Origin of the sequence: Prosthecobacter sp. (genome assembly GCF_044222565.1) — a bacterium.
Taxonomy (GTDB): Bacteria; Verrucomicrobiota; Verrucomicrobiia; order Verrucomicrobiales; family Verrucomicrobiaceae; genus Prosthecobacter.
Genome location: NZ_JBGANA010000037.1, coordinates 12,923 through 27,095, shown reverse-complemented (window position 1 = coordinate 27,095; position 14,173 = coordinate 12,923). Strand labels below are relative to the sequence as shown.

The window sequence follows — 14,173 nt, the reverse complement described above, 5'->3', positions numbered from 1 at the left end:
GTGCGAGCGGGTGCTGGACCATCTCTCAATAATTATACTTTGGTAAGTTCTAATATGGGCCTGGTCAGACCTGATTCTTCCAGAATGTTTGACCACGGATAACACGGATTGACACGGATGCCTGAGGCTGAGGGTGGAAATCTCCTGATGACTTTTATGAACGTCCTGAAGAGTTACCAAAGTAGAACTAAGGGCCTGCTGTCTGCGCGGGTGTGGGTGCTGGGGATTTGCTGCCGGGGCGGGTGCGGGGGCCGTTGAGGATGCGGCCGAGCCAGGTGTAGCGGACGCAGAGGTCGTAGAGGAGGAGCAGGACGGCGAGATTGATGAGGACATTGAGGGTGAACTTGATCCAGCAGTTGACGTCCCAGGGCAGCATGAGGACCTGCAGCCAGAGCACGAGGGGAAAGTGCGCGATGTAGCACCAGTAGGAGGCATCGGCGAGGTAGCGCACGCGCGGGGTGTGGCTGCCGGCATGGCGCAAAAACCAGCCGATGAGGGCGAAGGCGGCGGCCCAGGCATACAGGGCGGAGGCGGCGATGACGAGGGTTTTGAGCCAGAGCGGATGGGTGCCTTCTGGCGAGTGATAAATCATGTAGCCGATGCCGAAGACGGGAAAGGACAGCACGGCGATGAGGAGGTAGCTGGCGTAGTTTTGCGCGAGGGTGGCGAGATGCTGGGAGCGGCAGTGGAGCCACCAGCCGAGGAGGTAGAAGTGGCCGTAATAGAGCACGGCGCGCAGCGGCGGGGTCAAATTGTGACCTTTGTTGTGCACGAGGCCGACATTGTGATGCGCCCACATGAGGAGCATGCCGATGGGGACGAGGGCGAGGATGCGCCAGGGGCGCGCGAGGAGCCAGTCGCACGCGGCATCGAGGGGACGTGCGAGACGCGCGAGGGGGGAGCGGGGCGTGGCTGCGGCCGTGGCAGAGGCAGAGGCAGAGGCAGAGGCAGAGGCAGAAGCCCAGAGGATGAGGGCGTTGAGGGCGCAGAGGATGAGGAGCATCTCGAGAAACCAGAAGTGCTCGCTGCGGGTGAAGAGGGTGGTCCATTCGCCGGGGGCGAGGGTCTGCTGCGTGGCCCAGAGGCGGATCCAGCCGGAGAGTGGCACGAGGGTGAGGGTGCCGAGCAGGAAGGGCAGCCCGATGCGGAGGGCGCGCTGCCGGATGAAGGCGCCCAGGCCGGAGCGCAGCCAGAGGAGTCGCGCAAAGAAGCCGGCAAGGATGAAGAAGAGGTGGCTGCGAAAGCCATTGGTGATGCCCACCATGATGTTGAAGCCAAAGCTGCGGCTCACATCATACACCGGCCAGAAGTCGATGGAGACGACATAGGAGAGCGCCGCATGCTGCGTGATGCCGGTGAGCATGACGATGGCGCGCAAGTTGTCCAGGGCATGGAGGCGGTGGCCGGGGGAGGAGGCGGGGGCAGTTTCGGTAGCGGTCGCCATCGCGCGCGAAGGCGCGCCCGTGCTATCGGTGCCGGGGGCAATGGTGAAGCTGGCCGGAAGATGGGACTCTGAGGAATGAGGGGCGCGCATGCAGGGGCACGCGGGTTTTGCATCTCACTTCTCTGCGATGAGGCAGTCGCGGGAAACGGGGGAAACGCTGCGTGCGGCGAGAGGATGCCAGCCGTGCTGGGTGGTGACAAATGGAATGGTGGGGTATGTTCACGATCCAAGGCGTGTTCACGGATACGTGAACAGGGGTGTTTTAGTGAACGCTGAGGCCGAAAACAGCACTCAAGCTGGGGCGAATCGAGACAGCATTTTTGTTTTCTCCTAAGGCGGCCTGGATGCGCCGGAGGAGAAGCTGGATACGAGCATGGGAGGAGGATCAGCTGCCGGAGAAGCCTGTGTTTGTGGAGGTGAAGAGGGTGTGAGGACAGGTTTGCAATAATTTGAACACAGCCCCTTTCCAATTAAATGCGAAGTAGTTACCTCTGCGGAGGGGCAACTCATTCATAGTTCGAATACTTGATTCCGCTATTCGCAGCATTGCTCAAAAACAACATAATTTTACAGCCTTTCGATAGTCAAATGAGTAAACTTGAATATTAGCTAACAATATGAATGACAAAATAAGAACCTTACTAAACAGCAACATTCAAGCCATGATGGATAAGGCGAAAAATGCATCCATGTTCGACCACCCAGGAATGATCGGCGAATTGAGAGAAATGGTATTAAGTGATCTAGTGCGCCCACTATTGAATATGCGATATTCAGCTGGAACCGGAAAAATTACCGACCATGAAGGCACCTTATCTAGCCAAATAGATGTATGCGTATGCAGCACATTACTGCTGCCTCCTTTTTTTATCTCTGCACAAGAAAGATTGGGACTTTATCCGATCGAATCAGTCCTTACCTGTTTTGAAGTAAAAAGCAATTTAACTCTCTCAGGAATTCGCGACGCCTATACAAAGTTCCAAGGGATTGAAAATAGTTTAAAATTTTCTCCCGCCATTCACACAGAAAATGACCACCCACTGCCACACCGCTTTGCTAAGCCTGAACATTCTCTATTTGCCTTCGGCATCGATAAAAAAAACTATAAAATATCGAGCATACTTGAAATGTATAAAAAGATTGATCCCTGCTGGAATGATAAACCATTAATATCAAGTTTTTGCGTCGCAGGTAAGGGCTGCCTCATCCATACAACCAAAGGATGGCTCCACATGGCTTATGACGCACAAAACACCTTCCACGAAGAAATCATTTTTTATCTATGTGCGACAATTCAGGCACTTCCCTTTAAAGAACAAAGCCGCTATATACCAAGAATTGGGTACTATTTAACGGAACCTTCAAAATCATCCCGCTTTGAGGATGGAAAAGCGCTAAAAGAGTCTTGGAAAAATGTCCGCTGGGTTATTTCAAACACCAATATAGATTAATATATTCTAACAGCGCACAATTTCGCACTTTAAACTAAGGCCTCTAAGGCCAAGAGATTATCGAAATGCTTGCGGACATTTTTTCGGATCACAACACACTCTTCAGGAGTGATGATAATTTCCTTCGACTCTTTAGTCTTGGTTTTAATCTTCTTGTGTCCCGTCGCAGAAATTTCGGCCATCTGATGAGCTAGAGCATTTCTAATCTCAATAATTTCTTTGGGAAACACGTCGAGAATCTTTTTGCAAGCTTGAAGCTTCGGAAGCGTTGCACTTTTCGACATACCGCTATTCAGAAGAGTTATTTGATCTTTTAAGATACCGCTCAAAACCCTGTGCTTTTTACCAAAATCAAACATACCCTCCTCGATAAGCACGCGATCCCTAAATAAAACTTCCATATCTTTAAAGCACTTAGCAAGCACACGGCCCATGATACCCTCAAGCTCGATAGCATCTGCAACAATCCAGCCACGCAATGTTGCAAGGTCTGATGCTCGCCGAATTTTCACTCCAATCAAGTCTTTGATGCGGTCCTTTGCATCGCCCCTGGCTACAAAAAACACCCCGTCGGGCGGAATGTCAAACATGTTATTGGGAACCGCACCAGTAGTATAAAAAATGATATCTTCAAAAAAACCTTTGTCGCGAATTTCAGAAATAATAGCATCTCCTGTCTTCCCACCCTTTAGCTTGTAATCGAGAACGATTAATTCAACTTCATGCCTAGAAAGGTCACTATATACGCCAGCTTCACCAGAGCGCCAATGAATTAACAATCCAAGACCGTGGTCCTCCATCCACTTGTTCAATTGAGGCCTGAGAGATTCGACGAAATCCTTATTATCATCGACCCACAAAATTGAGAAATCTATTTTCATCGCTTATGAAATGTTAATATAAACTCTGCGCCTTTCTTCTGACCTGCGTTCGCCTTGATCTCACCATCCATCTCAGACAATATTTCCTTAACATGATGCAGCCCTAGCCCGGAGCCATCAGTTGTTGAAAACCCAACATCAAATAGATGCGGCATATTTCGCTTGGGAATACCCACCCCATCGTCACAAAATCTAATGACTAGTTTTTCGTTTGTGGCTTCTACGACCGCCACATCGATCCCTGATACTTTATGCTGTGTCTTTCGAGCATTACTGATCAGATTATCGAATATAATGCTAACACTGATGGGCGCAAAGGTGGTAGGAAACTTGGCTTTTGAGGCTTGGTGAAACCGAATGGGAATTGTCTTATTTTGCGGTCCAAGCACATATCCGTGGTATATATTCAATAGGTATTCGCGTATGAACTCTACCAAATCACCTGGAACTTCCTCTTGCGCAGCGACATGATTTGCTTGCGTAGCAAAGCGAGTTATCGCATTAATTCGTTTTGCTCGATAACTAATTCTCTCCAGATAAACCTTCATCTGCTCGGGCCGAGGAGTCGAATTCTCTTTGAGAAGGTCTAGCAAGTTGAAAACGTATTGCTCAATTGTCTGAGCATCCTGACCAATACTATGGTGAAGTGATAGGACATGCTCAAGATCCTTTGAAAGCATCGATTTAAGGAACACGTTTTGCGTATCAAGCTGCGATTCTCGGTATTTCGCCTCCTGAGCGTCCAAAACGGCACGTCGCGCGGCTTCTTCAGCCTCCATGGCCTTTGCTTGCGATTCTTTGGCTTTTTCTTCGGCTTTTTTCGCGCGTTCTCGCTCCCTAGCTTCTCCAATTTCGGCTTCCTCCTTGGCCTTAGACAGACGCTTGAGTTGCTTTTCGGCCTTCGACACCTCCTTAGCCAACTTTGGAGAATTTTGCTGCGCCGCCATTCTTTTGAGATTTCCCAAAAGTGCCGAAACACTTTCAGCAGAACGATTTTCGAGAATGTTCAAAAAATCAGCATCGTATTCAACGAGTAGAACATCTTTCGAACGCGTTAGCTTGGTTATTATTTCGAAGATTGCCTGCTTAACCTCTGCCTTGGACATAGTCGTAGCATCAGGTAATTCCCCTTTTTCTGTCCCAAATTTGGCAAGATCAATTGCAAAAGTCTCCAATCGCTTCAAAGCGACTTCGATCATCAATTCTTTGAGGTCGGTGAACGCCTTGTTTTCAATTAAGCCTCCATCACGACTCGATGTTTCTTGAAAGGCTGAGTTGGCGCCGTTTACTTCTATACGTCCAGATAAATCACGCGTTCCAAGCGTCCTGAAAAATCCTTGTTGATGGCGTTTATCGATTCCTAGTTCATCGTCACCAGGATCACCAAATGGATGAATTCTAAATCCATTTTTATAGAGAAAAACGGAACCGTAATCATGGACGCGCATTCCCATACGCCTAGTGAATGCATTTTTTGAAGCTTGATTGAGGGCGAAAAGTGTTATTTTCACTCCATCTAGCTGGACTGAGTACGGACTCTTTTCGATCAATTCGTAGACGCGTCTTCCTCTATCGGTCAGACAAGTTCGTATTTCCGAACCGTCAGCAATAACCTCTACAAAAATCTGGGCTGTTCTCAGTTCGAGGCTTTCGAATACAAAGTTCCTGATTGGACCATTTACCAGCTGCCAAGCCTGTACCTCCTCCTGTCTTTCCTCCGCCGCTTCCCTGATCCGTTCGTCCTCAATTCTCTCGTCTGGACAATTGAGGTTAATCTGAAAATTCTCTGCATCGTTTTCCTGATTTGGGTTTACCAGCCTTTCCAACGAACGGCGAAGCCTCAGAATTTTTTCACGTCCCCAATCGCTACTTCTCAGCCCTGTAATTTCCAAAACGGTTCCATGGCGCACGTCGTATGGTATGGCATCCTCCGAGGTGTATCGGGCAGGAATTTTTTGGAACTCTTTTTCAGCATCAACTTCAAACTTATTCCAGTCAACTTCGAGAACGTGCCATGCACCTTTCTGCCCTTTCTTCTTGGAATACATTTTCAGACCTGCCCCCAGCCGGTCACAAGAGAAACGTCCAATTCCTTTGGCTCCGGCGAAGATACGCCCACCTGCAATTTTGTCTCGATAGTCCTGCTGCTTCTTTTTAGCTGAATATGCTACGAACAACCACTTTCCAATAATGTCCTCTTTATCCATTCCATCGCCATTGTCTTGTATAACAATCTTCGCCCCGTTCGTGCCCAGCGACTCAATTGAAATGTTTACTCGCTTAGCATTTGCATCGAAGGAGTTCTTAACCAATTCAAACATCGCTATGAAGTCATCAGTGATGAGTTCTTTTCCGATGATAGTCTTCAGTGCAGAACTGATTTTAAATTGAACATTCGACATGGCTTAAAATCTCCTTAAGGGCGAGCCCAGCTTTCTCCGCGAAGAGCGGTGGAACGGCATTTCCGACTTGGGTGTAGCGCGGGGTCTGTAACAAGCGCTGCTTGCCCCCGGTGGTGTAAGGCCCCTTGAACTCGAACCAATCAGGGAAGGTTTGGAGGCGGGCACATTCGCGGACGGTCATAACGCGTGGTTCGGAGTAATGAACGAAGTCATCAGGAATGGTCGTGACAGTTGGTGCAGACCTGTCGCCATCAAGCACGGTCACGCTACGCTTTTTCAGACCAAACTCTTCGCGCTCTTCACCAAGAATGCAGCGGTTGCGGGGTGCGCTTGCGAGGAGCTTTGAGAATACAGCAGCTACATCTTTGGTGTGGTTGACGAATCGGTGGCTGTCAGGCGTGTGTAATGTCTCATCGCTCCGCAAATGTTTCTGCAGCCCAGTCCTTCTGCGTGAGGTGACACCAGACTGGAACCCCTTTGAGTCGGGACAAGGCGTGCAGCCATGGCTCCGAAGCAAATCTGACAAGGCCGATTTAACATCATTCTTTCGTGGAATTCCTCGCTTCAACAAATGGGCAGCACGCCCTCTTTTAAGCGCCTTGAAAGCTGCCTCGGCCAAATTCTCAAGAGTGGCTATGACGATGTATCTCTGACGACGCTGAGGAACCCCATAGTCTGACATGTCAATGAGTTCACCTTTGGCGTCCTTATAGCCAAGCTCTTGGAGCTTTTGTATCACTAGCTGCGAGTAGGCCAAGCCCTCTTGTGCGTTGGCCTTGAATTTCATTGTGAAGCCTCGGACGTTTTCAAACAGTATGGCCCGCGGCTGCACAAGCTCGACCAAGCTCAGGTAAGAGTGGACAAGGTTGTTTCGCTCATCGCCCTCGCGTCTCATGCCCGCAGTGGAGAATCCTTGGCAAGGAGGTCCGCCAACGACCAGATCAACGGTTCCTTTAAGTTTTGCCAATTTGTCTGCTTTTTGCTGAAGCAGTTCTTTGATGTCCCAGTTCGTTTGGGGCAGCCATTCGGGCCAATCGAAGTGCTTCTTTTTGTCCACCAAATTGGCCTTGAGTGTGGTGAATGCCGAGATGTTTTTCTCAACGGCAAAAAGGCCCTGCCAACCAGCTTGATGCAATCCGGTGCTAAGGCCGCCGCAGCCCGCAAAAAGGTCGATATATTTAAGGTTAGCTGTCATTTTTTACAGCCAAAATCGCACCAGATATGGGAAAGTCCAGGGAGAGAAGTTGTAGAGTGGCGGGTGTGCATAGCGCACGGTGGACCATGCGGAATTTTGCCGATGAAAGCGCGGAGTGTTACCTATGGCAAGACTTTCTGCGTTGAAAATGAAAAAAGATAATACATGGGCGCTTGGATCCTGATTGAAAAAGTGCCCCCTTCCCCCGAAAAATCCCGGATCGGCGGCTTGTCATTGGCGGTTCGTTTGCTCTTGTAGGTGGGTTGCTGAGTTTGTTGCGGGGGGGCTTTTTTGAAAACTCGTATGAATCGTGTGCTCAATTCGAACGTGCGTCTGGGGATGGTGATCGGGGCCGGGGTGCTGCTGCTGGCGGGGTGGATGGTGTGGCAGGCGGAGAGGGCGCGCAGGGCGGAGGCGCGGGCGCTGCAGGAGATGCGGGTGAGGCTGAGTCGGGCGCAGAAGAGCGGGGTGGATCTGATGGCGAAGGCGGAGCAGGAGATGCTGATGGAGGAGCTGAAGGGGCGCGTGGAAACGCTGCGGGGACTGGCGACGGATCTGCGGCTGCTGATGGACGAGCGGGACAAGGTGGCGGCGAAACAGGAGGGGAAGCTACAGGAGCAGGCGCGGGAGCTGGCGGCGATGAAGGAGAAGCTGCGGGAGGCGAGCCGGGCGGATTACGCGATGGCGGTGCGCTGCATGGAGGCGGAGGTGGAGTCGGAGCGGGACTGGGCGAAGGGGGTGGCGCTGCTGGCGCGGTCGCTGGAGTGGTGGCCGGAGAATCCGCAGGCGGCGACGCGGCTGTATGCGACGCTTTCTTTGCACGCGGGGGAGAATGCGGGCTGGCCGCAGCGGGTGCTGCACCTGGACGGGCATGTGTTTGACGCGGTGTATTCCGCGGATGGATCGCGCTTTTTGACGCGCGGCGCGGACAAGTCTGTGCGGGTGTGGGATGCGGCGACGGGCGCGCCGGTGGGAAAGCCGGTGATGCTGACGGGCGCGGTGCGCACGGCGGAATTTAGCCCGGATGGCAAACGCTTCGTGACGGTGAATGATTACGACGAGGGGAATGCGGTGCGGCTGTGGGATGCGGCGACGGGGGCGGCGGTGGGCAAGCCGATGACGCACGAGGAAGGGGTGGATGCGGCGCACTTCAATCACGATGGGTCGCGTCTGGTGAGTGTGTGCGGGTTTGGCAGGTGTGCGCAGGTGTGGGATGCGGCGACGCAGCAGCCGCTGGGCGCGCCGATGGTGCATGCGGCCTCGGTGAACAGCGCGGTCTTCAGCCCGGACGGGTCGCTGGTGGTGACGGCGAGCAATGACAAGACGGTGCAGATTTGGGATGCGGTGAGCGGTCGGCCGCGGGGTGAGCCGCTGCGCCTGAACCATGAGGTGATGGACGCGCAGTTCAGCCCGGATGGAAAGCAGGTGCTGACGATCCTGTGGGGCGGGCCGACGCAGATGTGGGACGTGGCGACGGGCCAGCCGCTCGGGGAGCCGCTGCGCCATGGCATCCGCGTGCGGGAGGCGGTGTATGCGCCCACGGGGGCGTGGGTGGCGACGCTCGGGGAGGATGATTGCGTGATGCTGTGGAATGCGGAAACCGGAGCGCCCGCGGGGCCGCCGCTGCGGCATGAGGGGGGCGTGGAGCAGGTGAGGTTCAGCCGGGACTGCACGCGCGTGGTGACGGTGGGCATGGGTCGCACGGTGCGGGTGTGGGACGTGGAGACGGGCAAGGTGCTGGGCGTGCCGCTGCAGCATGAGGGACCGGTTTCCAGCGCGGAGTTCAGCCCGGACGGCAGGAGCATCCTGACTGCATGCGGAGATGGCACGGTGATGCTGTGGGACGCGCCGACGCGCCAGCCGCTGGGCGAGCCGCTGAGGCATGGGCTGCCGGTTTTGACGGCGGTGTTCTCACGCGATGGCAGGCGTGTGGTGACGGGCAGCGATGATGGCACGGCGCAGGTGTGGGATGTGACGACGGGGCTGCCGGTGGGTGCGGCGATGTATCACGGAGAGGAACGGGTGGTGTGGGGTGTGGAGTTCAGCGCAGACGGCCGCCGTGTGCTGACGACGAGCACGGGCGCTCGGGCGCAGGTGTGGGATGCTGTGACGGGCCTGCCGCAGACGGTGCCACTGCTGCACGAGCGCAAGAGCGAGGGGCCGCTGAATGTGGCGCACCTGAGCGCGGACGGCAGCCGCGTGCTGACGGTGTGCGAGGGAAATATGCTGCTGTGGGACACGGGCACGGCAAGGCCCATCGGGGGGCTGATGAATCATGGCGATGGGAAGCCGGGGGATCTCAACGCGCTGGACGGGAAGGACGGGGTGAGCGGCGCGGTTTCCACGGCGGAGTTCAGCCGGGATGGCAAACGCGTTTTGACCACAGGCGCGGATGGCTCGGCGCTGCTGTGGGACGCGGCCACGGGGAAGCGGCTGGACGCTGCCGCGATGACGCACGAGGCGGAGGTGGCGGGGGCGCATTTCAGCGCGGTCGGCTGGAAAATCGTGACGGTGGGGGAGGATGGAACGGTGAAGCTCTGGGCGGCGGCCACGGGCATGCCGCTGGGTGCGGAACTGCGGGAGGCCAAGGGTGTGCGCCATGCGGAGTTCAGCCCGGATGGCACGCGCGTGGTGACGGTGGCTGAAGGTGACGCGGCGCAGGTGTGGGACGTGGCCACGGGTGCGGCGCTGGGCGCGCCGATGCCGCACACGAGATATCTGGCGAGCGCGGTCTTCAGCCCGGACGGCAGGCTCGTGGTGACGACGAGCGATGATGAGAGGACGCGGGTGTGGGACGCGGCCACGGGCCTGATGCTGGGCGAGCCGCTGCATCACGAGGAGCGCGGCAAGCACGAGGATCACGAAGGGAACTCGGACTTCATCCCGGAGGCGCAGGTGAGCGCGGATGGCACGCGGGTGGTGACCTCGAGCATCGACAACACCGCGCGCCTGTGGTACCTGCCGCCCTCCCCTGCCCTGCTGGTGCCGTTGCCGGAATGGGTGCGCGCCCGCGCCTACGCGGTAGCGGGCCTGGAGCCTGCGACGAATGGGGAGCTGCGCGAGATGCCTCCTGAGAAGCGGCGGAGTGTGCTGATGGCGGCGCTGCCGAAGTCAGAGGTGACGAAGAACGCCGCGGCGAAGGTGAATGCGGTGGCTGCTGCGAAGGTGAGTGAAAACGCTGCGGCGAAGGTGAATGAGGTGGCTGGGGAGCTGCAGGACAGTCCGTGGTCGTGGCTGGCGCTGTGGCTGGCGCAGCCGGTGTACGAGCGGGGGCTGACGCCGGAGTCGCGCTTCACGCGCCGGCAGATCGCGGAACGTGAGCGGGATGCGAATGAGTGGAGCCCGACGGAGAACAAGCGTGTGCCGAATTCCGCCTCCATGGAGGCGCTGGCCTTCTCGCTGTGGTATGATCCCTCCACCCCGCTGACCCACGTGCTGCTGGCCGGCGCACTGAAGCGCGAGACCTCCTGGATGCTGAAGGAGGACCTTCCCCCCGCCCTGCCCCAGACCACCGCCCACCTCCGCCGCCACGGATTGCAGATCCTACCATGCGATGCTGCCTTGTGGTCGAGAATGGTGGAGATTTTGAAGGAGCAGGGGGAGGAGGGGATTGTGGGGGAGATGAAGGAGGAATGACAAATGCGGAGCAAGTTGCCGCAAAGAGGCGCAAGAGGACGCAAAAAGTCGGAGGATGGGTTTGGTGAGCGTTGGCGAGCTGCCGATGGGCAGGGTAAAATCTCCCCTGCGCTTTCACTCTTTCATTGCGGCCCCACGTGACTCGTTCATGATCGCGCCGCATGTCATCCGCATCCAATCCTGAAGGCCTGGCCATCGCGCGCGAGTTGATCGCACGAGAGGCGGAGGAACGGACGGGGTTTCTGGATCTGGGCGGGCTGGGGTTGAGGGAGATGCCGGAGGGGCTGCGAGAGCTGAAGCATTTGCGGAGACTTATTTTGGGGTGGAGCTGGTGGGACATCAAACCAAAGCAATGGCACCGAGTGGCGAACAATTTGGAATTCAACCATTTGCGGAATGGGTGGGATGGCCTGGCAGAGCTTACACATCTGAACGAGCTCAATTGCAGCCACACAAGCCTCAAGGACCTGGAGCTTCTGACCAAGCTCACCGCACTGACCACGCTGAACTGCGCCCACAACGAGATCCGCAGCCTGCAGCCGCTGACCAAGCTCACCGCACTGACCACGCTGGACTGCTCCTGCAACGACATCCGCAGCCTGCGCCCTCTAACGAAGCTGCCTGCACTGACCACTCTGGACTGCACCAACTTCAGCGTTACCGACATCGGCCCGCTGGCTGAGACTCCCGCGCTGACCACTCTGCATTTCTCCTGCCTTCATCTGAGCGATTACGGGCAACTGGCCGAGCTTACCGGCCTGACAGAGCTGGATTGCTCCATACCTCAGCTAAGAGATTTGCAACCGCTGGCCAAACTTACCGCGCTGGAAACGCTGACACTCCGCCACACCGAGGTCAGCGACCTGGAACCGCTGGCACAGCTTCCTGTGCTGAACACGCTGGATATCTCCGGCTCCAAAGTCTGCAATCTGGAGCCTCTGGCAGAGATCGCCACGCTGACTTCGCTGAGTTTTTTAAATACCAAAGTCAACGACATGAAGCCCCTGGCACGGCTCTCCAGGCTAAGTGACCTGCAATGCTCAAGCACCTTGGTGACCGATCTTCAGCCGCTGGCAAACCTGACCACGCTGACCTGGCTGGACTGCTGCCACACCAAGGTTAGCGATCTCCAGCCGCTTGCAGGCCTGGCTGCGCTGGCTTGGCTGAACTGCTCCAACACTCTGGTAAGCGATCTGCAGCCTCTGACAAATCTCACCGCGCTGACCACGCTGGATTGCAGAAACACCGCAGTCAGGTCCCTGCCCGAAGCCTTGGTATGGTTGCCCCATTTGACGAGCCTGACGGCGTTCGGCCTCAGCATCGACCGAGTACCTGCGGAAGTTTTGTCTGCGGGTATCAACTGTCTCGAACCACTGCGCAGTTATTTCAGAAGCAAAAGTAGCGGGAGGGACGAACGTGCACCGATGGTGTGAAATGGTATGAATCCATCTCTTTTTATGTGACCATGAAACAAAAAAGATCTCTTCCGGTTTGGAGGTTTGAAGTTCAACACCTGAATACACCTCAAGCACCGTCCTATTTGAGCGATGGCGCGCGCCTGCGGGATGCAAGGCTGTATCTGGACATTGCCAATGCTCTCGATCCGTCGGCGAAGGTGGGAGATTTGGGTTCAAACCCGTATGCCCAAATCAGAGTTGAATTGGAGGAGGGGGATCCTCGGCTGGTGGAAATATTGACCCTGCTCAAGGCTGCTGGATGGTGGCCGCACTTTGGCTGGCAGGCTGATGTGGAGGCTCAAAAATTTGCGGTTCAACGGCTTTGGAAGCCATCGGCCAAAGTCATTAACTCGGCACCTTTTCTGTGGGGATTTCCGTTCGCGATCGTTGCGAATTCCTATGGCTGGGAGCAGGGGCAGTTGCGGCTTGGCGCAACAGACAATGCGCTGAAGAACAAGTATGGATTTGGCGACGCCTATTGTGGTCTCTATGTGGTCAGTGAAGAGTTTCGGCAAGCTTATGAAGCGGCCAAGCTCAAGGGGGCCGTCTTTCATCCTGTGGTGTGGAATAATCCGCAGCCTCGGCATCGCCTTCCTTATTGGCTTGGTTCGACGGTCGAGTTGCCCGAGCCGCTTACGAAGCTCTATCCGACAAAGGATCTGGACGGCAACAGGATGTGGGGGTGGGACGACAACGGATTCGCTCCTCCGGTGCGGCGGTTTCGCAGGAGTGAAATCGCGAAGCTGGGAGAGTTCGATGTGGCCGCCATACCCAGGGTGGGCCAGTATGTGGACAATCGACTAATCCCCGAGCTAGTGTTCAGTCAGCGTTTTCGAGAATTCGTGACAAGAGGCGGCTGGAAAATGCGCTGGCAGCCCGGTGGATTCGAGGACGAGGACACGAATGTGATGGCGGGCAGTAATCCATGAGGTGGCCGCAAAGAGGCGCAAGAGGACGCAAAAAGTGGGAGGATGTTCGGTGAGGTTGGGATTTGAGGGAGTCGTGTGCCGAAGAGGAGGGATCCTCTGCCCTCTTGCCCGCTCTTCCCTTTTCACTCTTTGATTGCGACGGCAGGTGGCTCGGTCATGCTCATAAGGCATGGCATCTGCATCCAATTCTGAAGGGCTGGCGATCGTGCGCGAGTTGAGCGCGCGGAAGACTCTGGGCACGGACCTAGGCGAGCTGCGGGTGAGAGTGCCGGCGGGGGCCGCGGATCTTGCCAGGACGGAGGGCTTGATCGGGGTGAGGTTTCCGTGGTTCCTGCGCGCGTTGTTTCTGGAGGTGGGGAATGGCGGATTCGGTCCGGGCTATGGCGTGATGGGCATCTGCCTGGCGGGCGCAGATGCGCGGCCGGGGATCAGCCTGGAGGAGACGCATCTGGAACACTCAGCATGGTGTGCTGAATGCGGCTTTGACTGGCCGAAGGATCTGGTGCCGCTGATCGACCATGGATGTGGCATTTACACGTGCCTGGACTGTGCGGATGAGGAGCTGAACCTGCATGAGTATGATCCGAACTTCGAGTTGGAGGAAACAGATCCTCAATGGCTGAAGCAGGCGCTGCGGCCACTGGGGAAAACGCTGGAAGGGCTGCTGGGGGAGTGGCTGGCGAGGGTGAAAGCAAGCTGTGGCCGAGGCTGAGGGGCGGAATGGCGACAGGGGAAACGCGGGGAGGAGTTTTGTGATGCTGCGCAGGCTTTTTGTTGT

9 protein-coding genes are annotated in these 14,173 nt (G+C 55.9%); 5 read left to right on the top strand and 4 right to left on the bottom strand.

Annotated elements, in window-relative coordinates; all coding sequences use genetic code 11:
- Positions 1-187: 187 nt before the first annotated feature.
- Entirely contained in the window at positions 188-1,534 is a 1,347-nt protein-coding gene (locus ACILSR_RS31025) for an acyltransferase family protein (protein ID WP_395753706.1), read from the bottom strand.
- Between the two features lie 527 nt (positions 1,535-2,061).
- Here ACILSR_RS31025 and ACILSR_RS31020 point away from each other — a divergent pair.
- On the top strand, positions 2,062-2,895 hold the full coding sequence (locus ACILSR_RS31020; RefSeq protein ID WP_395753705.1) for a DUF6602 domain-containing protein: 834 nt from the start codon (positions 2,062-2,064) through the stop codon (positions 2,893-2,895).
- Between the two features lie 29 nt (positions 2,896-2,924).
- Here ACILSR_RS31020 and ACILSR_RS31015 read toward each other — a convergent pair whose 3' ends face one another.
- From ACILSR_RS31015 to ACILSR_RS31005, 3 genes are read right to left on the bottom strand one after another with little or no spacing between them, the layout of a single operon-like run.
- A complete protein-coding gene (locus ACILSR_RS31015; RefSeq protein ID WP_395753704.1) occupies positions 2,925-3,776 on the bottom strand; it encodes a hypothetical protein in 852 nt (283 codons plus the stop codon).
- The gene (locus tag ACILSR_RS31010) at positions 3,773-6,178 is read right to left on the bottom strand and encodes an ATP-binding protein (protein WP_395753703.1); all 2,406 of its coding nucleotides are present in this window, start codon (positions 6,176-6,178) and stop codon (positions 3,773-3,775) included. Before ACILSR_RS31010 ends, ACILSR_RS31015 begins: the two co-directional genes overlap by 4 nt.
- Positions 6,159-7,373: a DNA cytosine methyltransferase gene (locus ACILSR_RS31005; RefSeq protein WP_395753702.1), complete on the bottom strand. Its 1,215-nt coding sequence runs from the start codon at positions 7,371-7,373 to the stop codon at positions 6,159-6,161. The genes ACILSR_RS31010 and ACILSR_RS31005 overlap by 20 nt, the downstream gene beginning before the upstream one ends.
- A gap of 303 nt (positions 7,374-7,676) precedes the next feature.
- Here ACILSR_RS31005 and ACILSR_RS31000 point away from each other — a divergent pair, with 303 nt between their 5' ends.
- The 4 genes from ACILSR_RS31000 (at position 7,677) to ACILSR_RS30985 (ending at position 14,107) form a co-directional block, all read left to right on the top strand.
- The gene (locus tag ACILSR_RS31000) at positions 7,677-11,009 is read left to right on the top strand and encodes a hypothetical protein (RefSeq protein WP_395753701.1); all 3,333 of its coding nucleotides are present in this window, start codon (positions 7,677-7,679) and stop codon (positions 11,007-11,009) included.
- A 161-nt stretch (positions 11,010-11,170) separates the two neighbouring features.
- Positions 11,171-12,442, top strand: a complete 1,272-nt coding sequence (locus tag ACILSR_RS30995) for a leucine-rich repeat domain-containing protein (RefSeq protein WP_395753700.1) — start codon at positions 11,171-11,173, stop codon at positions 12,440-12,442.
- A 32-nt stretch (positions 12,443-12,474) separates the two neighbouring features.
- Entirely contained in the window at positions 12,475-13,395 is a 921-nt protein-coding gene (locus ACILSR_RS30990; RefSeq protein ID WP_395753699.1) for a hypothetical protein, read from the top strand.
- Between the two features lie 169 nt (positions 13,396-13,564).
- Positions 13,565-14,107, top strand: coding sequence for an SMI1/KNR4 family protein (locus tag ACILSR_RS30985; protein WP_395753698.1), 543 nt, complete (start codon positions 13,565-13,567; stop codon positions 14,105-14,107).
- Positions 14,108-14,173: the final 66 nt, after the last annotated feature.